This window comes from Myxococcus virescens, from assembly GCF_900101905.1.
Taxonomy (GTDB): domain Bacteria; phylum Myxococcota; class Myxococcia; order Myxococcales; family Myxococcaceae; genus Myxococcus; species Myxococcus virescens.
The window spans coordinates 18,009-40,709 of sequence record NZ_FNAJ01000030.1 but is presented as its reverse complement, the minus strand read 5'-3'; the positions used below and the strand labels follow the sequence as shown (position 1 = coordinate 40,709).

Annotated in this window: 20 protein-coding genes and 1 pseudogene; 5 read left to right on the top strand and 16 right to left on the bottom strand. The window is 65.3% G+C overall.

All coding sequences use genetic code 11. The annotated features are described in order from the left end of the window. Nucleotides 1-118: 118 nt before the first annotated feature. Nucleotides 119-1,636, bottom strand: a complete 1,518-nt coding sequence (locus BLU09_RS37075) for a YaaC family protein (RefSeq protein ID WP_090495869.1) — start codon at nucleotides 1,634-1,636, stop codon at nucleotides 119-121. Between the two features lie 731 nt (nucleotides 1,637-2,367). Continuing rightward, nucleotides 2,368-2,577 (bottom strand): annotated as a pseudogene (locus BLU09_RS37070) (hypothetical protein); the annotation flags it as partial. 687 nt (nucleotides 2,578-3,264) lie between these two features. On the opposite strand from BLU09_RS37070, the gene BLU09_RS37065 reads away from it, so the two are divergent. Then, on the top strand, nucleotides 3,265-5,019 hold the full coding sequence (locus BLU09_RS37065; RefSeq protein WP_143043268.1) for an ATP-binding protein: 1,755 nt from the start codon (nucleotides 3,265-3,267) through the stop codon (nucleotides 5,017-5,019). Nucleotides 5,020-5,030: 11 nt separating this feature from the next. Next, nucleotides 5,031-5,888 (top strand): HNH endonuclease, encoded by an 858-nt coding sequence (locus tag BLU09_RS37060; protein WP_090495868.1) that lies wholly within the window; start codon nucleotides 5,031-5,033, stop codon nucleotides 5,886-5,888. Nucleotides 5,889-6,425: 537 nt separating this feature from the next. Here BLU09_RS37060 and BLU09_RS37050 read toward each other — a convergent pair. The 5 genes from BLU09_RS37050 to BLU09_RS37030 form a co-directional block, all read right to left on the bottom strand. Next, nucleotides 6,426-7,760 carry a hypothetical protein gene (locus tag BLU09_RS37050; protein ID WP_090495866.1) on the bottom strand — a complete coding sequence of 445 codons (1,335 nt, stop codon included), beginning with the start codon at nucleotides 7,758-7,760 and terminating at the stop codon, nucleotides 6,426-6,428. Continuing rightward, nucleotides 7,757-10,090: a hypothetical protein gene (locus tag BLU09_RS37045; protein WP_090495865.1), complete on the bottom strand. Its 2,334-nt coding sequence runs from the start codon at nucleotides 10,088-10,090 to the stop codon at nucleotides 7,757-7,759. Before BLU09_RS37045 ends, BLU09_RS37050 begins: the two co-directional genes overlap by 4 nt. Then, on the bottom strand, nucleotides 10,080-11,516 hold the full coding sequence (locus tag BLU09_RS37040) for a hypothetical protein (RefSeq protein ID WP_090495864.1): 1,437 nt from the start codon (nucleotides 11,514-11,516) through the stop codon (nucleotides 10,080-10,082). Before BLU09_RS37040 ends, BLU09_RS37045 begins: the two co-directional genes overlap by 11 nt. 640 nt (nucleotides 11,517-12,156) lie before the next feature. Beyond that, nucleotides 12,157-13,077, bottom strand: a complete 921-nt coding sequence (locus tag BLU09_RS37035; protein ID WP_090495863.1) for a DUF2381 family protein — start codon at nucleotides 13,075-13,077, stop codon at nucleotides 12,157-12,159. Between the two features lie 73 nt (nucleotides 13,078-13,150). Then, nucleotides 13,151-15,082 carry a serine/threonine protein kinase gene (locus tag BLU09_RS37030; RefSeq protein ID WP_090495862.1) on the bottom strand — a complete coding sequence of 644 codons (1,932 nt, stop codon included), beginning with the start codon at nucleotides 15,080-15,082 and terminating at the stop codon, nucleotides 13,151-13,153. Between the two features lie 253 nt (nucleotides 15,083-15,335). On the opposite strand from BLU09_RS37030, the gene BLU09_RS37025 reads away from it, so the two are divergent. Further along, nucleotides 15,336-15,653, top strand: a complete 318-nt coding sequence (locus BLU09_RS37025; protein ID WP_244172388.1) for a helix-turn-helix transcriptional regulator — start codon at nucleotides 15,336-15,338, stop codon at nucleotides 15,651-15,653. A 52-nt stretch (nucleotides 15,654-15,705) separates the two neighbouring features. Next, entirely contained in the window at nucleotides 15,706-16,053 is a 348-nt protein-coding gene (locus BLU09_RS37020) for a helix-turn-helix domain-containing protein (RefSeq protein ID WP_090495860.1), read from the top strand. 201 nt (nucleotides 16,054-16,254) lie between these two features. Here the strand turns inward: BLU09_RS37020 and BLU09_RS37015 are convergent, their stop codons facing one another. Together BLU09_RS37015 and BLU09_RS37010 are read right to left on the bottom strand one after the other, a co-directional pair. Then, the gene (locus BLU09_RS37015) at nucleotides 16,255-16,638 is read right to left on the bottom strand and encodes a hypothetical protein (protein WP_090495859.1); all 384 of its coding nucleotides are present in this window, start codon (nucleotides 16,636-16,638) and stop codon (nucleotides 16,255-16,257) included. 7 nt (nucleotides 16,639-16,645) lie between these two features. After that, nucleotides 16,646-17,812 carry a serine/threonine-protein kinase gene (locus BLU09_RS37010; protein WP_090495858.1) on the bottom strand — a complete coding sequence of 389 codons (1,167 nt, stop codon included), beginning with the start codon at nucleotides 17,810-17,812 and terminating at the stop codon, nucleotides 16,646-16,648. Between the two features lie 253 nt (nucleotides 17,813-18,065). Between BLU09_RS37010 and BLU09_RS37005 the strand changes: the two genes are divergently transcribed. Continuing rightward, on the top strand, nucleotides 18,066-18,446 hold the full coding sequence (locus BLU09_RS37005; RefSeq protein ID WP_090495857.1) for a DUSAM domain-containing protein: 381 nt from the start codon (nucleotides 18,066-18,068) through the stop codon (nucleotides 18,444-18,446). Between the two features lie 49 nt (nucleotides 18,447-18,495). Here the strand turns inward: BLU09_RS37005 and BLU09_RS37000 are convergent, their stop codons facing one another. The 7 genes from BLU09_RS37000 to BLU09_RS36970 all read right to left on the bottom strand — a co-directional run bounded on the left by BLU09_RS37000 (nucleotide 18,496) and on the right by BLU09_RS36970 (nucleotide 22,648). Beyond that, nucleotides 18,496-18,996 (bottom strand): PspA, encoded by a 501-nt coding sequence (locus BLU09_RS37000; RefSeq protein ID WP_090495856.1) that lies wholly within the window; start codon nucleotides 18,994-18,996, stop codon nucleotides 18,496-18,498. Between the two features lie 112 nt (nucleotides 18,997-19,108). Next, nucleotides 19,109-19,534: a hypothetical protein gene (locus BLU09_RS36995; protein WP_090495855.1), complete on the bottom strand. Its 426-nt coding sequence runs from the start codon at nucleotides 19,532-19,534 to the stop codon at nucleotides 19,109-19,111. Further along, nucleotides 19,531-21,078 (bottom strand): recombinase family protein, encoded by a 1,548-nt coding sequence (locus BLU09_RS36990; RefSeq protein ID WP_090495854.1) that lies wholly within the window; start codon nucleotides 21,076-21,078, stop codon nucleotides 19,531-19,533. Before BLU09_RS36990 ends, BLU09_RS36995 begins: the two co-directional genes overlap by 4 nt. Further along, on the bottom strand, nucleotides 21,075-21,218 hold the full coding sequence (locus BLU09_RS36985; protein WP_373284082.1) for a hypothetical protein: 144 nt from the start codon (nucleotides 21,216-21,218) through the stop codon (nucleotides 21,075-21,077). The genes BLU09_RS36990 and BLU09_RS36985 overlap by 4 nt, the downstream gene beginning before the upstream one ends. 53 nt (nucleotides 21,219-21,271) lie before the next feature. Next, nucleotides 21,272-21,850: a DUF2924 domain-containing protein gene (locus BLU09_RS36980; protein ID WP_090495852.1), complete on the bottom strand. Its 579-nt coding sequence runs from the start codon at nucleotides 21,848-21,850 to the stop codon at nucleotides 21,272-21,274. A gap of 91 nt (nucleotides 21,851-21,941) precedes the next feature. Beyond that, nucleotides 21,942-22,121, bottom strand: a complete 180-nt coding sequence (locus BLU09_RS36975; RefSeq protein WP_090495851.1) for a hypothetical protein — start codon at nucleotides 22,119-22,121, stop codon at nucleotides 21,942-21,944. Between the two features lie 149 nt (nucleotides 22,122-22,270). Next, entirely contained in the window at nucleotides 22,271-22,648 is a 378-nt protein-coding gene (locus BLU09_RS36970; RefSeq protein WP_244172386.1) for a hypothetical protein, read from the bottom strand. Nucleotides 22,649-22,701 lie beyond the last annotated feature (53 nt).

The window sequence follows — 22,701 nt, the reverse complement described above, 5'->3', positions numbered from 1 at the left end:
CTCATGGTCCTTCTGGAGCATAGATTTTTCGACAACAAGCTTTGTGAACAAACCCATGCCTTCCTTCTCCGCCTCCGCGCAGCGGACTCGCGGAAGGTATCGAATTGCGTTGCTTCTATCACCAGAATGCCCCCGGTTGCTGTGCGAACACGCGCTGCGCGGTGATGCACTCTAGGAACTGCTCAGGCAGCACACGCTCGACGACGGCGAGGTACGCCTCGATTAGCACGCGAAGATGATCGAGATCGCCCTCCTGAACTCGTCGCCACACGCTGGGACGGTAACGCACCATGATGGATAATGAGTACAGGAGCGCGACGCAGATGGCCCGGTAGTCACCAACGGCACCAAACGCTGGGACGATCAGTGCCGTGCGCTCAAACGGGCTACGGTGAATGCGCAGCGCATCCCACCAAAGGTCCTTGCCCGTCGTGTCGACCGCGACACGAAAGTGCCGGCCAGGATCCTTGGAGGCGATCTCCGTGATCTGACTAATCGGCCCTGGAAAGGCAGCAATGTCATCCACCGTGAGTCTCGCGGAATCGTCGACGAAGATCGCATAGGTCGTCGAGACCCGCTCATCCTGCTCGGGGAGCGAGGACGAAGGATTAGCCGCGTGATCGTAGGTCGGCGTGATCCAAGAGGGCTTACTCGCAAAAATGTCCTGAAAGAGGTCGGAAACCTCAGGAATCCGCGCGAATAGTCCCTCTATTGTGAGCCAGCTTGATTTCGACTGCTTGTCAAGATCGGTGTACACCTTCGGCTTCTGCCGCGGGAACTCGCCGATCGGGATATTCAGAAACTTCATCCAACTCGCAAAGAACCCCGTCGCAATTGGACTGACCACGATGTGCTCAAGGCCATCGCGCTCCCCGTCCAGCGTGCAGAGACCATGTCCTTGCTTCGTGCCGTCCTCAATAACCGCCAGTGCAGCGGGACCGTTAGGCGCCGCCAGCATCTCGGCAAACGCAAAGGACATGCTGCCGTAGTAGAGGCTGAGAACGCGCTGGCTGACATTCTGACCATCGAGCATTCTGAAGTAGTCGCCCGCGTTTCGCAAAGAGAATGCGAGCCCTTCAGCCTTGGTACGGACCACTTCGTCATCCAACACGACCCCTTCGCGGGTGGCGCGTGCCTGCACGAGCTTTCGCGCCAGGGAAACGCTTGTGAACTGGCGCAACCGCAACCAGATCGCCTCGATAGGGGCTTCAGAAAGGAGTGTACGATGAGTCGGAGGATAGGCCGTGATCGACACAGATGCAGCGTTCGGAGCAAACTTTCCGGTGGAAATGGCTTTATTCCAAGATACGAGCAGGGAGTGAAAGTTGTCGACGCGGTCGACCGGTATGGTGATGCCGTAAGCGTACTCGTTCAGTTTATAAAGTTCGCCGTCAATGAAGATATGCTCAACTTCCGTTGCGAGCGCCTTATAAACCGCGTTAGCCGTCGCCGATGAGAACATCACCGCTACGCGATGGCTGTGGCCAGACTGCTCCGCAACAATCACCAAGCACTCGCCGTGCTCGGCCTCACGCTCGATCTTTGCGGTCCACCCATGCATGCGCAGCGGATCGAGCACTTTGCTCTCGGTGTGCTGCCGCAAGATAGCGAGCCTCGTCTCCCAGCCAGTGCTCATACAACGGCCTCCTCTTTCTGCTCGGCACCATCAATGCCCCCTCGTCGGGCATCGGGGCTCCAACACAAGCGGCACCTACAGCCACGCCGCACTACTCTATTCTGGCCTACCGCGAAGCTCAACGGCCGTTCCGTGCCCGGCCACAATTTCCAGCCCCGCATTCGCCCCAAGGGCGCTCAATCTTCTCTTACGCCCAACTGCTTGGCAGACGTATGCCACCATAGGGAGCATCCGTTCGAGCCTCGACTCGGCGGATGCGACAGCTTCAAGCGCCAACACGGCATTCTAGAAATTGAGTGCCAGCCTGAGCTGATCGAGGAACGGCATGCCCCGGGTGCACGTCAACCCCAGTTTGCGCGACACGACGGCGCGGCCCGGTCGGCGACAAGGCCCTGCGCCGACGGCGGTCTACAGGTGGTGCACGAGCACGCCCTGCAGCGTGGCTTTGGCGGACCTGCGCACGGGCTCGCGCTTCGTTAGTGGCAGCATGACTCTTTAGCGCTTGCGCAGGAACAGCGACACAGAGAGGACGCGACAGTCGTTTGGCGACGGAGTGTCCTTCTCCAAGGGCGACGTCGCGATCTCGGCGACGGGCCTGCAGCGTCCCTGCGCCGACGGTTTCAAGATTCACCAACGCTGCCTCACAGACGCTGGGCTCCTCGTCCAAGCACCGCCGCGCCCTATGTACCCCAGCCGACTCCACCTGGCGCGCAACGAGGAGGATCTCCAAGTCAGGGCCGGTACCGCTCCGCCTCCTTGAAGAACTGGGTGAGCGAGTACTCCAACAGCGACTCGCGCGACTGCATGTACCGACGCGCGCGGAGGAAGGGCAGCCAGACGCGCTTTCCAACGCGCACCTGGGACCTCTCCGTCTCCTGTCGCAGCACCCACGGACATCCCAGTCGCCGCACCAGCACCGCTCCCAGGTAGGCTCCAGTGGCCCCAGGGTAGGAGGAGTGCGGCGCGTTCGAAGGCACCGCCGAGCCTCCTGGTCCATACCACTCAGGGGTTAGGCCCGGGCGGCCGGCAGCTCCTCGACGCCCCAGCGATGGCTCGCTACTGTCCCTCACGATGAGCGGCAGAGCCTCCATGCCGCGCGGGGAATGCCCAATGCCCAAGAGGGTCCAGAGCGAGCTGAATGGCAGAGTGTTCGAGGCCTCCGACTTCCGCTGGGCCACTGCTAACCCTCAGCAGAGAGCGGATGCTGACCGACGCCGAAATGGCGGCCTCCCCGGCCCAGGAGCAAGAGCAGGACGGCCTGGCCGCGTGGGCACGAACCGAGGAGGGCTGGGTACCCGTCGGTGTGCTGGAGCATCAGGAGGCGGCCCCAAACGAATCACGAAACTGCGCTCGACGAATGCCGCCGGCTGGCAGGTACGTACTTCCTGGAGCACTGGGATGAGCAAGAGCGCGTCGGTTAGTTCTCCCCGACCCATGCCTGCTCAACGCCGGGCGTCCTCGACCTATTTTGCGGACACGCTCTAGGCGCCCTGGGCCATTGGGGCGAGCAGGTTTTCGGGCAGGCGCTTGACGGCCACTCCTTCGACGGCATGAACTGATGCCGTGCTGGGCATTGCGTCCGGCGACCCTAGGGCCTAGGTGCCCTCTGCAAGCTTGAGGCACGTGGAATGCTCTTCAAGGTTCTTCCCAGTTTTATCCTCCCCGTTTCTGCACATGAGCAGGCGTTCCTCGTCGCGAACAACTGGGATGACATGTTCGAGTTCGAGACGACGTTTGGATTGACCGTCTACGACGCAAGAGGAACGCTCTATTCAGTTGGGTCGGTCAAGATCGGGCAGTTCGGAATGACGACTCGCAGGCCAGCGATTCCAGGCGAGTTCGACGCCCTTCCTGGTGACTTCTTCTCTTTGGGTCAGGAAGAGAACTACTACGAGACGCTCTACGAGCTCGGTGGCTTCGGTGAGCGCATCCTCAAGCAGTTGCGAGACATAGCCATTGACCTCGAACTCTTCGGGAAAGCGCGCGGCGAGCGGGTCACGCAGAGGTCTCTGATGCGCTTCGTGCAGGAGGACTCGGTGCGCAACCGGTTCCACTTGCTCGCGCAGGGCAGGGCTGAACCCACGGACTTCAAGTTCGCCTATGATTTTCCGCCGGAGATAGAGGACGACACATCGCCCCTCTCTCTCTCCTTCGAGGTAACAAGGAACGCCTTGCCGCCGACCAACGTCCATGTGCTTATTGGGCGCAATGGCGTCGGCAAGACGCGGTTCCTCAGGAACACGACACACTCCCTCGTTGTGAAGGGCGAGAAAGCAGCGAAGGTTGGTCGGTTCAGACCCGGGGGCAATGAAGGAGGCAGCCCGCCGTTCGTAAACTTGGTTTCCGTTGCCTTCAGCGCTTTCGACCCCTTCGGCCCAGTGGACAATGAGAAGCTCGTACTCAGCTATTCGTACATTGGCCTGAAGAAGGCTCGGGAGGAGCAAACCCGCGAGAGTTCTCCTGCCAAGGAGAATGGAGAGAAGAGCTCCGCAACTGAGAATGATGGGGAAGAGCGTTCTCCCGCCGAAGAGCATGGGGAGAAGAGCTCCCCATCTGAGAAGGATGAAGAAGAGCGTTCTCCCGCCGAAGAGCATGGGGAGAAGAGCTCCCCATCTGAGAAGGATGAAGAAGAGCGTTCTTCTGCCGAAGAGTATGGGGAGGAGAACCTTCCAACCAAGACGACAGCCGAACTGGGGAAGGAGTTCGTCAGGAGCGTCGCCAACTGCCGCACTGGCCCGAGGGCGCCCCGGTGGCGTAAGGCCCTTGAGACGCTTGAGGGTGACCCCCTCTTCAGGCAGGCGGATGTGGCGAGCCTCTTACTGGATGACGAAGAGAGGCCCGCCACCTCCGAATGGATAAAGCGCGCAATAAGACTCTTCCGCAGGCTGAGTTCCGGTCACAAGATCGTGTTGCTGACCATCACGCGGCTGGTGGAGACGGTCGACGAGCGCACTCTCGTCCTGCTCGATGAGCCCGAGGCACACCTGCACCCTCCGCTTCTCGCAGCGTTCGTGCGTGCCTTGTCCGATCTCCTCATTCAGCGTAATGGTGTGGCCATCATCGCGACACATTCGCCGGTTGTACTCCAGGAGGCACCAAGGACGTGCGTCTGGATACTCCGGCGTTCGGGCTCAGCAGTGGCGGCTGAGAGGCCGACCCTGGAGACGTTTGGCGAGAACGTGGGCATCCTCACGCACGAAGTCTTCAGACTGGAGGTGACCAAGTCGGGCTTCTACAAGTTGCTGGAGGACGCCATCGACACGGTAGGGGCGAATTACGATGCCGTTCTGAATCACTTCGGTCGCCAGCTTGGTGGCGAGGCCCGCATTATCTTGCGCGGATTGATTGCGGCCCGCAACGTCAAGCAGAGCAAGAACACCTGAGCCAACCCGCCATGCGTAAGCTCAAGAAGCCGGTTGACGCAGCAGGTGACGTCTTCACGCTCTGCGTAAGTGGGGTGGTGAAGGACGAGGTCCTGAAGAAGCGCTTCGAACAGGTGAAGCCCAACATAGTGAAAGCTGCCGCCGACTATGAGGCCGCCGCTGCCGCAGGCACACTCCACATGGTGAAAGAGGAGGCGGATGTCGCAGGAGTTGTGACACAGAAGGAAATGGCCAAGCTGTACACTGCGTGGATGGTGGGAAGCACCTCCAAGGGGAGGCCCATTTACGACAAGATAAGGAATGCCTGTAGCCGTTGCCCTTTGTGTAGGCATCGCGAGGTGGAGACCCTGGACCACCACCTGCCCAAGAAACTGTTTCCGGCGCTCGCGGTAGCGCCCAGTAACCTGATCCCGGCCTGCTCCGACTGCAACGGCATAAAGTTAACTCAGGGGCCGAAAACGGCGGAGGAACAGACGTTCCACCCGTACTTCGACGACTTCGGGACGGAGCGCTGGCTGTACGCCAAGGTCTTAGAGGGTGCCCCGCCGTCGCTCCTGTTCTTCGTCCAGCCTCCCGCGGCATGGACAGCGCTTCAGGCCAAGCGCGCGGAGCACCACTTCACGACGTTCGGACTCGCAGAGCTTTACGCGGCGCAGGCGGGACCAGAACTGGGGAGCATTCGTTACAGCCTGACGCAGCAGTTCCTGCTGGGCGGAGTTGACGGTGTCCGAGCTCACCTGACGGAGCAGGCGGTTAGCAAGGAACTATTCATCCCGAACTCATGGCAAACCGCCATGTACAGGGCTCTCAGTGAAAGCGACTGGTTCTGTTCCGAAGGGTTCCCAAGGATTCCGCTGGCAGATCTCTAGTAACCCGTCTTCTGATGGACCTTACTTGCGCCGCTCTCCTATGGGGTTACGGAAGAAGTGGGACACGTCCACTCCGAAACCCTCGCACGGCTTGGCGAGGGAGAGCGCACCTTCCATGTTGACCTACGGGGATCGCCGGATGCCTTCGAGCGCCTCCTTGGTCCCGTTCACGCCGGAAGGCTGCCCATTATCGCCATCGTGATGGCCGAGGGAGCAGCGATGCAGACCACGCTGCCCGCTGGCATCAAGTGGGACGGCGCCTAGAGCGTGTCCGCCAAATAGGTCGAGGACGCCAGGCGTTGAGCAGGCATGGGTCGGGGAGAACTAACCGACGCGCAATGGAAGAGACTGGCCGGCCTGCTGCCATCGCAGCGGCCTGCCCTTCGCCCTGCCCGAATTCAAGGTCGCCCCTTATCGGTCCAGCAGCAACCGGCGGGCCGACGTGTACCGACGGGTGAAGAAGGAGCGGCTAGGCGCGCTGGCGGGCACGCGCCCCAGCTCCTCTTGCTTTCTAACTCGCACCCTCAAGCCCTACCGTCAGGGCCGGTACCGCTCCGCCTCCTTGAAGAACTGGGTGAGCGAGTACTCCAACAGCGACGCGCGCGACTGCATGTACCGGCGCGCGCGGAGGAAGGGCAGCCAGATGCGCTTCCCAACGCGCACCTGCGACTCCTCCATCTTCGCCCGCAGCACCCACGTCCCGCCCAACCGCCGCACCAGCACGTCCCCCAGGTAGACGCCTAACGCCGGTATCGTGTGTCCGTCGAGGACCTCGCGCGTGTAGCGCTCGGGGAAGTGCGTCTTCCAGAAGTGGAAGTCGAGGTCCGTCAGAGACTCAGGCGTCTCCTCCATGATGGAGGGCACATCCGTATGAAGCACAGCCACGAGACCTTCGGACAAGTCTCCGTAGGACTCGAGGACGCGCTCCGGATTCGCCACGTCCGAGGGATGGGCGACCGGGAGCCACTCCTCTGGCACAGGAGGGCGGAAGGCGTTGAGCTCGGCAATCTTCCTTTGTCGCTCGCTGATGCCGAACTCGTCCGGCATCCTCATGAGGAACGGTGCCACGTCCGGGTGGAAACGCGGCTCAACGGGCACGAGCGCGGCGCTGCGCTCCCGCAGCGTGCTCAGTACCGTGTCGAAGTCGAGGTCCGGCCGCAGGTGGACGTGCGCTCGGGCCTGCACCACGCGCGCCTCCTCGCTGGCGAACTCGGCGGCAGTGGGCCACAGCACCATGAGAACGGAGCCGTTGGGGAGTTCCTCCACAAGGTGCGCAGGTGTCGAGAGCATCCGCTCGCGGCCAACGCTTTCCACGAGCTTGGGGCCGAAGATGTTCAGCCAGAACAGCTCGTAGATTTTGTCGAACCCATCCCGCTTCCATGTCGCGTCGTCACGCCCGAACGCGGGATCATCCGTAAGACCCCAGTCAGCAGTGCTGTGCGCTGCCGCGTAATGAGAAGGGTACCGAGTGGCCCAGGCACGAGCCACTGCCACAAAACCGCGACTAGCCTCTTCCTGCGCAAAGAAGGAGATCGGCTGGACATTAAGGCTGACACTCAGGTCAGGTTCCGTTTGCGCAAGCCCGAGGGTAAGCGACAGCGACACGCCGGGACTCTCTGAGCGAAATAGCCCAATGCTTGATCCATAGTCGTCGCGTCGCTCATCAATCGCGCGCAGCACGGCGTCTCGGGAATACTTTCGCACCCGCTTCGCCTTGACAAGCGTTGGCGCCCAACCATCTGCATGATTCTCAAGAGCATCAAGGAATGGCGCCACTTCGGACTCCACCCCATCCCTCGGATTGAATGCCCCATCATAAAAGAGGCGCAGACAATCTGCTTTGTTCAGTTCATGGAGCGTCAGCGTCTTCATCGCGACAGCACCTCCACTTTAGTCCTCTTCTGCGTGTCGGTCGCCGCGCGCGTAAACAGCTTGGTATCCTCGGGTAGAAGTCCCTTTTCCTCATAGACAAGGCGCACTCGCTTTACCTCCGCCTGCTGGCGCATACCGTCCCGCACGATCTTGAGCGTTCCACCGTAGTACTTCATGGCGGTGCTAGCGTCCGTTCTCACCTGCACAGGTAGCGCATCTTCGCCCAGAACGGCCAAGTTCCGACTCTTGAAGCTGAACGTCTCCACCCGAGGAGGCTGCCCCGAAGTAGGCCTCTTTTCGATGACAAGCACGTCCGCATAACGAAGGTCCACCTTCGAGACTCCGACGTGGGTCTCGATCTGCGGCTCGTCGAAGTCCTTGAGCCATGTACGTTCGGCCCGCGGCTTTGCCGCATCCTCCTCCAGGATCGCGACCATCTTCCTTTCGAACGCCATACCCCGGGCATAGCGGTCACGCATCCCCTGGTAGCCCTCCCACAGCAAGGGCCCTTTGACGGCGTCACCGTCCTGAATTTCCTTCAGCCGGCTCTTGCGATAGGCGACGTACTCTTGCCAGCGCGGCGCTCCCTGCTCGACTCCCGGCGGTGGCTCCTCCAGCTTCGGAGCCATCTCCCTCAGCAGCTTCACGTCCTTCGGGAGCCGTGGACCCGAGGCCTCCAGCTCCGCCTGGAACAGCTTGGCCCTCGCGGACTCCGTTGCGCCCACGTTGGCGTCCTGGGCGAAGAGGTCCAGGTTGTCGAACTGCTTCCTTCTCGCCGCAGATTGGGCTGGCTCCCGATTCGCCCCTCCTCTCGTCGTTGAAGCCTTGGAGGACTCGCGGCTGGCCGCCTGCGCATCCGCAGCGGACACCTCGGCATTCTGCTCGAAGAGGTCCAGGTTGACGGGCCGCTTCCCTGCAGAGCCCCTCGTGGCCACGGTCTGGGCGGCCTCGCGGCTGGCCGTCTCCATCAGCACGGCCTGCGCCTTCGCGGGGTTTCCGCGGGCCTCGTACAGCGCCAGCAGGCCCGCCTCGCCCCACTCGGCGGCCAACAGCGCCCCCTCGCGGCTCGCCTGCAGGTAGCGAAGCAAGTCGCGCGCGGCGTTGATGCCGACCTGCTCCTCCAAGCGCGCCAGCAGCGCCTTCATGCCGGCCACGTCGAGCGCCGGCATCCGGAGCCGCCTCAGTCCTCCGCCCGACTCCAACAGAGCCCGGGCGCCCTTGCCCCCGGCGTAGACCGCCACCGCCAGCGCGGCCGGCGCCAGCTCGCGCGTGGCCTGCTCGTACTTGCCCTGCGCCAGCGAGTACGCCCCGTGCCCCGTCCCCACCGCCAGGTGGTAGAAGCCCACCGGAACACCGAAGGTCAGGGAGTCGAAGGCTCCCGCCGAGACACTTCCCGGCGAGTAGTGCCTCTCCAGCAGGGCCTTCTCCACCTCTTCGATGGCGGACTGGTAGGGCGTCGGCATGTGCCCACGCCTCGCCATGAGTTCCGTGTACCGGGCCTCGCCACTCACCAGGCTGCTGGAGAGAATGTCCCGGCCCGCTCGCCCCAGCCCGCGCAGCACGTCGCGAGCGCTCTCTCCCCGCTCCGGGAAGCCTTCCAGCTCCAGGCCCCGCCGCTTCAACTCCTCGCGGACAGCGGCCATGGCGCCCAGCGTGTCTTCCAACTGCTTGTCGCGGGCCAGCCGCTGCACCACCTCGCGCAGCTCATCGTCGAAGGCTGCGTGGAGGACGAAGAGGGTGAACACCTCGGCGTACGGCACGCCGTACCTCTCCACGGACGCGACGATGAAGTCTGCGCGCTTGCGACTGAGGACCTCCGAGGCGCGCTCGTCCAGAGGCCCCAAGGCGCCCAGGCGGACCGCGTCCCAGGGAGAGAGGGACTGCACCAGCGCGGCCATGCCCACCCCGCGCTGCATGGCCACAAATTCCGCGGGCGAGGTACACGGCAGGAAGGGCGCCAGCACTTCGCGGCTTTGAGTCAGACGGGGCCAGCCCGGAGGCAGGGCCTTGCCGCCACAGACGAAGGCCCCTCCCCCGCCACTCGAGCCGCGCGCACCCTCCTCGTGGAGGGCCCGGCCGATGACTCCACGTCGAAAGCCCATCGGCCCCGGGTCTGGCGTCCAATCCGCGGAGCCCGACGCCTCCCCCTTGTACACACCCGTCGCCGCGCTCCTCGCCGCTTGGGAGGGCACGGAGAGGGGACTGAAGGCCAGGACGGCCCCACGGCCCGCCTGGCCCGGCCTCGCGGGCAGTACGGCGCACCCGGAGGCCAGGAGGGCCACCACCAGCGCGAGGCCAAGCCCGCCGCGCAAACGCCGCTCAGCGCGCATTGTCCACCCCCAGCCCCACGGAGGCGAAGGCGCCTGGCCGCAGCGTCCCTTCCGCCGTCGGGAAGAGCAGCGTGCCGCCCTGCCCCACCGCGTACAGCTTCCCGCCCAGGAAGCGCCACCGCGCGTCACCCGAGGCGAGGTAGCGCGCTCCTGGCTGGCCCGCGCCCACCGCCACTCCGCCCACGCCCACCGAGAGGTTGCGGTGGAAAAGCTGCGTCTCCAGCCGGCCGTCCACGTCCACCCGACCCCAGTTGAACACCTCGGCGCCCATCGACAGGCGAAAGTGGCGCTGGCCCAAGACGCTCAGGCTCTCCGCGTCCCAGCTCAGAATCAGCTCGCCGTGTGCCGAGTACCCATCCGGGAAGGGCGCGTCCGCCTGCGGCACGGCATTCGGTCCCGCCACCTGGAAGCGCGCCAGCTCGTAGTCCGGGCCGAAGGCCCCCTGACGGAAGCCTCCTCGCTGAAGGCGGCCCTCCAGGCGCGCGCGCATGTCCACCGTCGAGGACATGTACTCCGCCCCCAGCCCCGCCACCGCGCCCCACGCGCCGCCCTCTCCGGGACGCCCGCCCCAGCCCGCATTCGCCTGCAGCTCGAAGCCCCCCTGCCCTTTGCGGCGGCTCATGAGGATGGCCGTCCCGTCGACGTGGGCCAGCGTCATCGGCTCCGACGTCCCTCCCGCCTTCCCCCAGTCATGCACCGCCGACAGCGACAGGGCATACTTCATGGGGTACGGCTGGCGGCCCATGAGGATGTGCTGCACATCCAGCACGACTTCGGCCCCCATCAGCCGCGCGCCCAGCACGTCCGAGGCGAAGGCCTCGACGTAGAGGGGCCTCAGCATCCCCGTCACCACCGCGCCGGCTGGGTTGTAGTTGGGGTTGCCCCGGTTGTTGTAGCGGCGCACCAGGTGCCCGGACAGCAGCGTGTACGACTCCAGGGCGCCCACCCACACGAAGTTCGGCGCGTCGCCTCCCACCATCAGGTTCTGCACCACCTGGCCCCAGTCGGAGAGCTCATCCCAGTCCTCCTTGCGCACCAGACTTCCCCCCGCCTCTCCACCCCACATGCGCAGGCGCACCGGAGCGCCCAGCTCGACTTGAAGGAAGCCTGGCTTGACGACCTCCAGCCGTGGGTGGAGCTGCAGGAAGCCTTCGTCCTTCCCCGCCCCTCTCCGCGGCAGAAGCGCCCATGTCGTGGTCTCCAGGCTCAGCCGGTTCGCCCAGCCAGAGCCCGAGTTGGGCGAGGCCGGCCCCTCCTCGACCAGGGCATCCCTCTCATCTTCGGAAGGCTCGATCAGCGCATCCCCACCTGCATCATCGGGGTCGACTTCCTCCTCGGCCACGTAGTCTTCGGGATAGGCAATCTCCTCTGCCCACCCCGCTCCAGGAACTATCAGCAACAACACGACGGCCCAGCGCATCGACATCGACGTCTCCTGTGAAGGCCCCGAAGGAGGGGCAATGGACAGAGGCCTCCCCTTCAGTCCGGCAGGGCGCCGGACTGCGGGGTGAATGCATTGCATTGAGGGAGTCGCCGGCCGACCCACTGGGCCAAGCCATAGGCAGACGTGTCACGCCACGGAGCCAGGAAGCCGGGCCCCGTCCTAACAGCAGGCACACGCGTCACGCCACGGCACCGGGCAAGACCCGGCTCCGCTTACGACTCCAAACGCGAATAGGGCTGACTGAGGAAGGGCTCCTCAGCGCCCGTCAGGCATGCGGCCCAACGAAGCGCAGACGGCTTCTCGACGCACGAAGACCGTCCGCACGTGCCTCACATGGCAGTGCGGGAGGTCATCTGCGCAGCGCGAGAGCCCAACGCCTACTTCGATGCGGAGCTAGGAAGGTGGATCAAGCGCGTCGCCCTCCGGGCGCTCTCCGCAGCCACCAAGGAAGCGCACAGTCGCGCGCATGCACTCCAGCACAGTGGGGAACACATCGCCCTCCAGGGCACGCCAGAATGAACTAGACCAATAGGTATAGCTCATTGGACCCCAGATTAACATTCGGCACAAGCCCCCCAATGCCGGAAACCCACGAAAGGGCTTGGAGGCAGTGCTGACAGGGTTAAGGGAAGGTGATGTTGTTCAGGGTGATGGTGCGGCGCATGTCTGCGTCCCAGAGCTTGAGCGCGAAGGGTCCTTGAGGGGACTCGGATGCGACCTCAGCCTCCACCACCGCTCGCTGGACCGCCGCACCGGAGGCCGCGGGGCCAGACTGCCACACTTGAAGCACCTTCAGCTCCCCGTTGGCTCTGCCCCGGAGCGTCGCCCCCACTGCTGTCCACGGTTGCTCATCCCCACGTGACACAAGGCCGACCTCCACAACCACCCTGCGAGCTGTACGGTATGTACGGACATAGGATTTGCCCGCTGCACCTCCCGGGCCCAGGGTGGCAACCTTGCTCACGTCGCGGAAATCAATGCCGCGGCCTTCCAGGACTGATGTCGCGATGAGTCCCGTCACTCCATCGGGTACACTTCGCTCCGCGCGCAGGCGCTCATTCTCTTCCCTGCACCTCTCTGCTTCAATGCGCGCCTGACGGACTTCTTCCTGGTAGTTCTCGACGCTCCTCTTGCGTCGATAGACTTCGACATGCGCCTCCGACCGTGCGGGATGCGAGACCAGGACAAACGTCGCACTCGCTGGGGCCGCGCCATCCTGGAAACGCACAGTCAGCTTAAGCCGTTCTCCCGCCGAGATTTTCTCAGACGGAATCAGGCGCAAGGTAGTGAGCCCAGCGTCCACCATCGTGAAGCGCTCGCGTCCCTCCAGCATCAGCCCCTCTCGGCTCACCTCCGAATCAAAGAGAAGCATCGTCGAGAGCCCCGGGCTCACTGCTACTTCAACCGCTGGCTGAACATCATCCGAGACCAGCTCGATTCGCCGAATGCTCAGCCCTACGGTGGATGAGGGCGACTGCGCCAGAGCCGCCTCTCCTCCTGTGAGTAGAAGGGAAAGCAGCACGGCCGACACGGAATGATGCACGCGACGTTTCTCCTGGACCAAGCCAGCGGCAACACCGCTGGCGACTCACGGGGGTCTGACAAACAGCGGCACTTCACTCAAACTCATTCACCGCCTTGACAAAAACGCCAGAGTACACGCGCGCCTTACCGGTATCCCCTCCGCCGCCCTCGATCTCCAGTCCGCGATTGTAAGAGGTGTCCAGCACCTCCAGGCACACCGGGAAGCTCTCTCCACGAAATCGCGCTCGAGTCAGTCGGACATAGACGCGGTCGGCAATAGTGAGTCGCCCAGACAGAGTGGCCATGTCCGAGCCCAGGATGATCTGTGCCGTGCCGTCCCTCACCGTTACGTATTTTTGGTCCCCTCGGACGAAGCCCGCGCCCTCCTTATCCCCAATGTCCATGCCCAGCTTCTTCATGCCCTTGGTGGCGCCTGCCGGGCACGGTTCAGGATCCGGAGCCGGGCGCACCTGGGGACCGGAGCAGGCCAGCGCGCCGCAGAGGGCTGTCGTCGCCAGGGCAGTGCGGACGCTCCTCGTGGCCTTCTTCGCAGGCGCTGGCGGGGAGGAAGCAGTGTCATTCTGGGGGGTCGTCACGGTTGCAGTCACCTCGGGAAGCGTCGCAGGGGGCGCGACGGCCGCAGGTGTTGCCTCCGGCCCGATGGGAGCTGCGGCCGGGGCAGCTTGAGGTTTCTTGGCATATGCCGCTACTTCTTGGCCGTGGTCGGCCTGTGGCTTCGGTGGAGCCGTCCGCTGTGAGAAGTACGCTCCAGACGCAAGGGCCATGGCCAGCAGCCCAGCGCCCAGCAGCCGCCCTTTCCTGATGCGAGCGAAGAGGGAGCGCCGTCTCACTTCGACGACGGGGGCCACGAGCGCCGCTTGCGCGGTATCAGCCTCCATCTCCGCATCAAACACCAAGCCCGGCAGGTGCGCCTCCACAGGCCGCGTAGCAGCAGCCACCGGGGAGGCTTGGGGCAGTGGCTCCGCGGGTGGGCCGGCGCCGGGCAGCTCCGCCCCGGGCGCCTTGCCACGGCGCATCTGGCGCAGGGGCCGCTTCGCCCACCGAGCGAACCCATTCACCTTGCCCTCATTCTCCGTGGTGGCCGAGTTCGGGCCATACGTGTCGAACAAGGGGGTGTCCCACGCCTCGCCTTCTGCCCCGGGCAGCAGTTCCTCCAGGGCCGCACAGACAGCGCTCGCGGTGGGACGTGCAGCAGGCTCCTTCTCCAACAACCGCATGCACAACTGACTCAGCTGCTCCGGGACGAAGCGGTTGACGAGGTGAGGGGGCACAGGCGACTTGCCCATGACGCCCTCGACGTACTCCGCGTCCGTCCCCGCGTCGAAAGGCAGCCTCGCCGTGAGGAGGCGGTAGAGGACAGTGCCCAGGGCCCACATGTCGTCCGAGGGGACGGACACGTAGCGGGCGCCCGACTGCTGGCCCAGGTGCTTTCTCATGAAGGCCCAGGCCTCGGGGGGCCGGTACTCCATCGTCCCGGGCGGCAGCAGGGACTGGGTGACGCCGGGGGCGCCCTTGTAGTCCCCAATCCCGTAGTCCACCAGCACCGCCAGGCCGTCCGCGTCGCGCACCATGACGTTGGCGTCCTTCACGTCTCGGTGCACCACTCCCGCCTCGTGCGAGGCCGCCAGCGCCCGCGCCACGTCGAGCGTCACCTTCGCCACCCGCCGCGCCGAGGGGTTCTCCTCCGTCACCCACAACCCGAGCTTCCGCCCCTCTACGTACTCCATCGCAATGAGAGCGAAGTCGCGCTCCCCGGCCTGCCAGTAGGAGAAGCCGCGAATGCCCACCACGTTGGGGTGCTTCAAAAGCAAGAGGATGGAGATTTCTTTCTCCACCCGCCCCTCCACGCGCTGCCGCTCTACGAGTTTCAAGGCGCAGGGCTGCCCGTCATTCGTCGCGAGGTACACGGTGCCGAAGCCACCTCGGTCCAGGTGCCTCACCACCGTGTAGCCCTTCACCACGTCCCCGGGAGACAGCACGGCCGGGAGGCCGTTGTCCATCATGGCGACGTCCTCCTGGAGATTGTGTAGGACAGCAGGACTGCGGCCGCGCGCATGCAGCTCCCTCCCCGACGCCGGAGCACGGTACCAGAAGCCCGGGGAAATCGCGCGAAGTCTTCCCCCACCTCCCAACACCAGCCACAGAGGCGCCAAGCCAATTGGTGAAGTCGATTAGACTTTTAGGTATAGCTTGCTTGGAATGTACATCCACCCTGACGCCCGTGGCTTCGCCCCTCCAAAGGAGTCCTCCCGTCCTTTGCCTGGCATCGTCGGCGGCACCCTGCGCGCGGCCCGCCTTCGGGCAGGCCTGAAGCAGACAGAGGTGGCCCACCTCATCAACATCTCCCCCGTCGTCTACAGCCGGATGGAGCGCGGCCGAGTGCTCCCCAGCCTCCCGACGCTGTACCGTCTGTGCGCCGCCCTCCGCACTACGCCCAACGAGGTACTGGACTACCCAACCTCACTGCCACCGGACGTCGTCGCTGCCGCCAAGGAGGCCCTGCTGCGCCGCGTGCGCCAGCTGGACGCACACCAGGCGCTCGCCCTCATCCGACTCCTGCCGGGCGTGCGTTGATGGAATCGTACTCTCTTGACAGCTCGCAACTCAGGTATACTCCCTTACACCTATGAACCAACAGCTTGCAGCGCACCTGGGCGCCATCGTCCGCCTCGCTCGGGAGCAGATGAGTCTGACGCAAGTCCAAGTCGCGGACCGCGTGGGGCTGAACTCTGTCGTCTACAGCAGAATCGAACGCGGGCATATGATTCCCAGCGTCGAGACGATGAAGAAGCTGTGCATCGAGTTGATGGTCTCCCCGGAGGACTTGATGGGCCTCACCGAATCCTCGGGCAGCGGGGCACGGGCTCGGCCGGAGGACGACACCAACTTGCGCCGGCTCATCTTCGTCGCACGGAAGCTCGACGAGGGGAAGTTGGACGCCCTCGTCCACGTCGCCACCGAGCTGGCCCGCTAAAGCATCTCCCTGGGGCGGGGCGCCCTCCTCCCCCCCGACTCCAGACTGCTTGGGGCCGGCGCTCCGGCGTCTCCGAGCGGGGAGCAGGCCAGGCGGGCAGAGCCCCATGCTGCGGGGCCCTGCACCGGAGCTCGAGTCCCCGGCCCGCGCAGGCCGCAGCGACGACAAAACGCCTCCCCATACGAAGGAGGAGGCTCCCCGCTACGCCGAGCCGCACTCCCGGAGCTCCTCATTCACCTCGGCAAGAAGCCTCTCCAGGCGAGTCTTCTGCAACCGAAGGCGGGAAACCTCGTCCAGACCTGCCTCCGTGTCGAGGTGGCGCTCCTTCGGGGCCTCTGCCTCCAAGTCCTCACGCACCTCCACCATGAGGACGTCGCCCGCGCGAATGTGGACGTCACACCACGTCAGGTGCTCGCGGTACTCCTTTCCCACGGAGCCGCCCACATGGAGTGTCAACTCAGGGGTGGCGTTGGACTCGTCGTCGGGGCGGCGCACCCACGACAGGATGGTGTGAAGGACGCCGAAGTCCGGCACCCCCGCGGTGGTGAGGTGCCCGCCATTGCGGACTACACGAAAGCAGAGCATCGACGGCCTACGCTTTCCTCAGTGCATCCAACTCGTGCTTCTCCAGCCCCTCGGGGTAGAGGCCTCCCTCACCGAATTCCACCAAGTCCCTCAGCACCCCGCCCTCGGACACGACACGGGCCGCCTCCTTGGCGGCCTCCGCGCGCCCATAAGGCTTGCGGAGCTGGGCGACACCACGCAGCGAATCCCTCATGTCCGCCGCCGTCGCGAAGCGCTCCTCGGGGTTGAGGCGCAGCGCGGTGTGCAGCACCGCCTTGATGTCCTGCGCGAGGTGGCCCACCGCATTCTCGACGACGTCCGGAGTGAATGTCTCCATGAGGGACTGCATCTGCTGCAGCGGCAGTGAGGGCTGCACCTCCGGGCGGAACCGAGTCTCCTTCGCCACCACCACCGGGACATCGTGCACCTCGAAGAGGTGTTTGCCCGTGAGGACTTCCACCAGCAACACCCCCAAGCTGAAGACGTCGGAGCGCGGCGTCAGCCCCTCCTTGCGCAGGTACTCCGGAGAGGCGTAGGCCACGTCGCCCCGGAGCAGCAGCTCCGGAGATTCTTCACGCCCCACCAGCAGCGAGTACGCCGCGCCGAAGTCCAGCACCTTCACCTCCCCATGGAGGCCCAAGGCGATGTGCCGGGGATTCACGTCGCGGTGGATGATGCCCAGGGGCACCCCCTTCTCCGACGTCAGCGTGTGCGCGTAGTGCAGCGCGTCCGCCACCTCCGCGCCCACATACAAGCCAAACTCCTCCGAGAGGGGCTGCCCTCTCACCAGCGCCGCGCACACCAGCGTCTCCAGCGAGGGCCCACCCACGTACTCCATGACGGCATAGGCGGCGTCTTCCTCGTCATCCGCCCGCACATGGAATATTTGAGCGATGTTGGGGTGGTTGAGGCGGAAGGCCAACTGCACCTCTTCGTACATCCTCTGCCGCTGAATGTACGTGACTGGGCTGGTGAGCTGGCGAACCAGACAGGGGCCTGACAGCGCACCATCCGCCACGCGCCGCTCCACCTCCAGGAGCCGCTCTCCATTCGGCCGCACTTCCAACTCCCTCACACCTTCGAACCGCACGCCCTCCACCTCGAAGTGGACGTGCGACGTACCGCGCGCAGACAGACTGGGGAGGCTGGGCGGTAACTCCTCCGTCGTCACTTCATCTTCCGAACGCTTCGTCATGGCTGTGAATCCTCCTGAAAGAAGGGGCTTGGCTCCACGGGCAACGAGGCTCGCCATCCCCGGGCAACTCTCTGGGGGCACGCAAGGTCTAGTTAACTTGACCCTCGAATTAACATGGCCTTACTTTCCTGTGAAGCCCTCTGGCACTCGTAGCGGACAGGGCGCAGCCCCATGAGCGTCTCTCTTGGGTGCAAGGCGCCCCAGCCAGGGCTTCACCTGCAAGCCCTGGCTGCTCGTAAAGGAAATTTTACCCATGAATAAAACCATTGACTGGGGGCCGATTCGCGCATTGGCACGTCGTGTCTTCACCGAAGGAGAGCGACTGGCCCTCACGCGGAAGGAGAAGGCGCTGCTGAAGCGCACGGCCGTCGAAGTGGGCATCAGCGACAGCGAAGCCGAGAGCGCGCTCGCCACGGAAGAGGGGGCGCTGGGCCTGTTGCAAGAGGAGTCTCGGCGCATCCGCGAGGGCACTCGCCGGCTCATGGACGCGTTGCACCGGATGTACCAGCACAAGGACGAGGGGGACTTCGGCAGCGCCCGCCAGGAGACGCGGAACGTGCTCGACGTGGAAGTCGTGCCCCACTACCGCGCCATCGCCCAGGGGCAGCTCGACGCCATGGCCGACGAGCCGTAGCGACGAGCCGCAGGAGCGCCCTCCGGAGAGGGCGCTTCGCGGCCCAGACTCAGGCTGGCGTCACCTTGTCGAAGGGACGCACCACCTCTTTGCCGTCGCCGACACGCTCCACCGTCACCGTCTTCGCCTCCTCGTTGACGGCCTTCACCTTGGCGGGGAAGGTGCCCCGTCCTTGCTTGTAGCTTACCTCCTGCCCCTCCTTGAAGGAGGCGGACGCCTCTGCGCTGGGGCTGGGGGCGGCGGCCGTCGCCGTGCGGCCTGCGGCACGCGCGCGCGCCCGCACGCGGCTCTTCTGGGGCGAAGGCCCGGCCCGCGTGGGCTTCGGCGCAACCTCCGGCCTCACATACTTCCGCACGGGCACTGAGGACGGGCGCTTCGGCGCGGGCGCCGACGCGGGGGTGCGCTTCGGCGCGGACGCCGCACGAGCCGAGCCGGGCTCAATGCCCAGGAACTGAGCAACCTTCTCCAGCAACTCCATCTGCCGGCCCATGGCCTTCTCCACCGCTTCCGCCACCGCCGCCTGGATGATGCTCTTCATGTCGTTCTGCATGCACTGACACTCACTTTCCTCGCGGACTGCATGGCCCGCGTATTCGCCAACACGACTGACAGCCTCTTGCACTCACGCTACATCAAGAAGTCCGACAATTCCGACTTCCGCCTCAAAATGAAGCCTTCACCTCGCGCCAGCGTTCGCGCTGCGCCTTCCATGTCCCCGCGTGCGCAACGGCCCGGAGGCCCCTCTCACTGAGCGGCTCCGCCCCATCGACGGCCTCGAGAAACAGCACCTCCTCCTGGATGTCCGGAGCCAGCAGCAGCAAGTCCAGCAGGTGCGTCACACGCGCGCGGGTAAAGCCCAGTTGACGTGCGACGTCCGCTGCGCTCGCGACCAACCCTCGCCCGATGGCGGACTCCACATGGTGCGCCAGGGCCAGCATTCGCGCGACGTGTGCTGGCCGTCGCGCCACCTCTCGCGGCGGGGGTGGCGATCCCCCTCGGAGGCGCACCACCTTCGCGCGACGCACGCGGTGGAAGTGCGCGCTGACGAGGCCGGCCTCCGCCGGATGAGACGCGGGGCTCGCGCTCACGCCGCCACCTCCTCGCGCCCAGTCGGGGCGGCCCCACCAGCGTGGGCCATATGCACGTCGACCTGCCCCGTCGCGTCGTTCACCACCACCCGGCCAACGAGGGCCCGCAGCAGGCGTCCCCGGTTGGTGGCAGTGAGGGCATCCCACACCGCGTCAAAGTCCGCCAGGGCCTGGGCCACCCACTCCGCCTCCACCTTCTCCCCCTCAATGGCGTCTAGGGCGCGCTCCACCTCCGCCAGCCGCTTCCGCATGCCGGCGACCTCCTCTTCCGCGGCCGTCAGCTTCTCCTCGACGAGGCGCCGGGCTGGGCCGTCCAGCTTCGAGAGGGAGTCCACCCACTTCCTCGACTCCCCAGCACGCTTGGCCAAGTCCCTCGGCAACTGCGCGCGCTCGGCGCGCAGTGCCTGGTGCTTCTCCTCCAGCCGCGCCGTGAGGCGGGCATGCACCTGGGCAGCGAAGCCGTCGCCTACCGAAGCCTCCCGCAGCTGCGTGACGACGAAGTCCTCCAGGGCGGCTGCCGGAAGTGGCGCGGCCCGGCACCCCTCCTTCCCCTGTTTGTCCCGGGTGACGCAGCGGTAGTAGCGGTACTCGCGCTCGCCCTTGCGCGTGGAGCCGGGCGTCATCGCCTCGCCGCACAGGCCGCAGCGCAGCAGGCCTCGCAGCACGTAGTCGGGGTTGCGCCCGTGGTACTGAATACCGGGGCCCTCCAGCATGTCCTGCACCCGGTGGAAGGTGGCCCTGTCCACAATGGGCGGATGCTCGCCCGGGTGCATCTCGTTGCCATACGGCACGAAGCCCGCGTACAGGGGACTCCTCAAGAGGCGCAGCACATCCTGCGTCGTCCACTTCCGAGCCGCGCGCGTGGCGCCACTCTGGGCCTCGTACCGCTTCGTCTTGCGCCCCGTCTCGTTGAGGAGGCGTGCCACCGCCGAGGCCTTCTGGTGCTGGAGGTACAGCTCGAACGCCTCCCGCACCACCACTGCCTCGTACTCATTCACCACGAGGCGCTTGTCCTTTACCTCGTAGCCCAGCGGCGCGCGGCCTCCCGTCCACTTCCCCTTGCGTCGCGCAGCAGCCACCTTGTCCCTCGTCCGCTCGGAAATCATCTCCCGCTCGAACTCGGCGAAGCTCATCAGCATGTTCAACGTCAGGCGCCCCATGGCGTCCGCCGTGCTGAAGTTCTGCGTCACCGAGACGAAGGACGCCCCCGCCGCGTTGAAGCGCTCCATGACTTTCGCGAAGTCGAGGAGGCTGCGGGAGAGGCGGTCCACCTTGTACACCACCACCACGTCCACCCGGCCCGCGTCCACGTCCTGCAGCAGTCGCTGGAAGGCGGGCCGCTCCATGTTGGCCCCGGTGAAGCCACCATCGTCGTAGCTCTCCTCCACCAACACCCAGCCGGGCTGGCGCTGCACGTAGGCGACACAGGACTCGCGCTGGGCGTCCAGCGAGTTGAACTCCATCTCCAGGCCCGCCGCCGTAGACTTGCGCGTGTAGACGGCGCAGCGCTTCGCGTCCGAGGGCGCTGGCTTGCTCTTCCTCATGGTGTCTCCCCCCCCTCTGTCGTCGGCGGCACCGGCTCGCCGCTCGACGACTGCTTCTGCCCGGCGTGCTGCTCTGCCACGGTCACCAGTCGCTCCACGTTGTCGTTGAGGCGCTTCAGCTCGCGGACAAGGTTCGGCATCGTCGACTCGAAGAAACGCTTTCCCATGTACGTTTGGAAGAATTCGGGGCCGTTCATGACTTCACCGCCTTCGAGCTGCCGTCCTTGAGGCCGAAGAAGGCGAAGCCATTCCAGGCCGTGCCCGTAATCAGTTTGGCCACACTGGAGAGGCTGCGGTGAAGCTGGCCCTCGTATTCAATTCCGCCCTCGCGCACCGTCACCCGGTGCTGCGTCCCCTTGAATACGCGCGTCAGCACCGTGCCCGGCGGCGGCAGGCGCGCGTCGCGCCCGTCCGCAGCAGCAGCTCGCCCATCCACAGCGGCTGCGCGTCCGTCCACAGCGGCTGGAGGCTGCGGCGTCGCGGGCTTCGCCTCCTCCACCTGCCGCATCCGCCAGCGCTCGGGCAGCTTGTCGCCCAACTCCGAGATGCGGGCGACGGCGCGCGTGGAGAGGCCCCCTTCGGCCAGCTCCTGAATCCGGAAGGCCAGGCGCTTCTTCAGGTAGTCCCGGTTGCGGCTGCGCGTGGGCTCGCCGTACAGCTCCAGGTACTTCGCCGCTAAATCCGGCACCGACATGCTGGCCAGGGCGGCCAGTTGCGCTGGCACGGCCGCCAGCTCCTTGCGCGCGGCCCGTGCAATCCCCTTCTTCGCCATGGTGGTGTCTCCTTCGTCCGGGGCAGCACGCCCTCGGGCGAAGGCCATGGACGCTCTGTCCCCAGAAGAAGACAAGTCGAGAGTCCGCGGCTCAGCCATGCGCGCTCTCCTCCGCACCCCACGCAGGCGCCTGCTGGCTTCGCTGTGCATGACGACGCAACCACAGCTCCCAGAGTGCCTCGGACAACACGTCCACTACATCCTCGCGGCGTTGCCGCACGGGGATTGGCAGCTCAGCCACCGTGACGTCATCCTCAACCTGCTTCGACATTCGCGCATCCATCGTCATGACAAAGGCTTGAGGGCGGAGTCACGGGGACACGTGGTGCCCGCCGCATTCCCACAAGGACGTCCTCACTCGCCCAACCACGCATCACAGCCCCCCAGACGCGGTCCGCAGGGACCGCGCCAAGGAGCGCTTCAGTGGGGCAGACGGAGTGTTCTCGTCAGGGCCCTTGCCGGCTTCACCCGGTCGGCGGGAATCGCCACGCATGGGAGGCTCGCATCCGTTCGCTTCCAACGCGCATAGGCCTCCCACGCCGTGGCCGTCCATGCATAGCTTGTCTTCCTCAGCCCCCCATTGAAGACGTGGCTCGGGTGCGGGGGCAGCGGAATCGGCTCCGTCGCATTCAGCCGGCCACGAATCAGCAGCGGCAGCCAGCTCGCGAAGGCGAGCAACTCCTCCCCGTAGACAGTCCACTCCAGGCGCAGACGTCGCTCCCCCAAGGGGAGCCCCACACCGTTGAAGCCGAACCGGCGGAGCATGGCTTCGGAGGGCTCAAAAATGAATCGGTTCATCGAAATCCGCGTCACCGGCGGCGCTTCGGGGAAATGCCTGTCCGGCCAGGAGT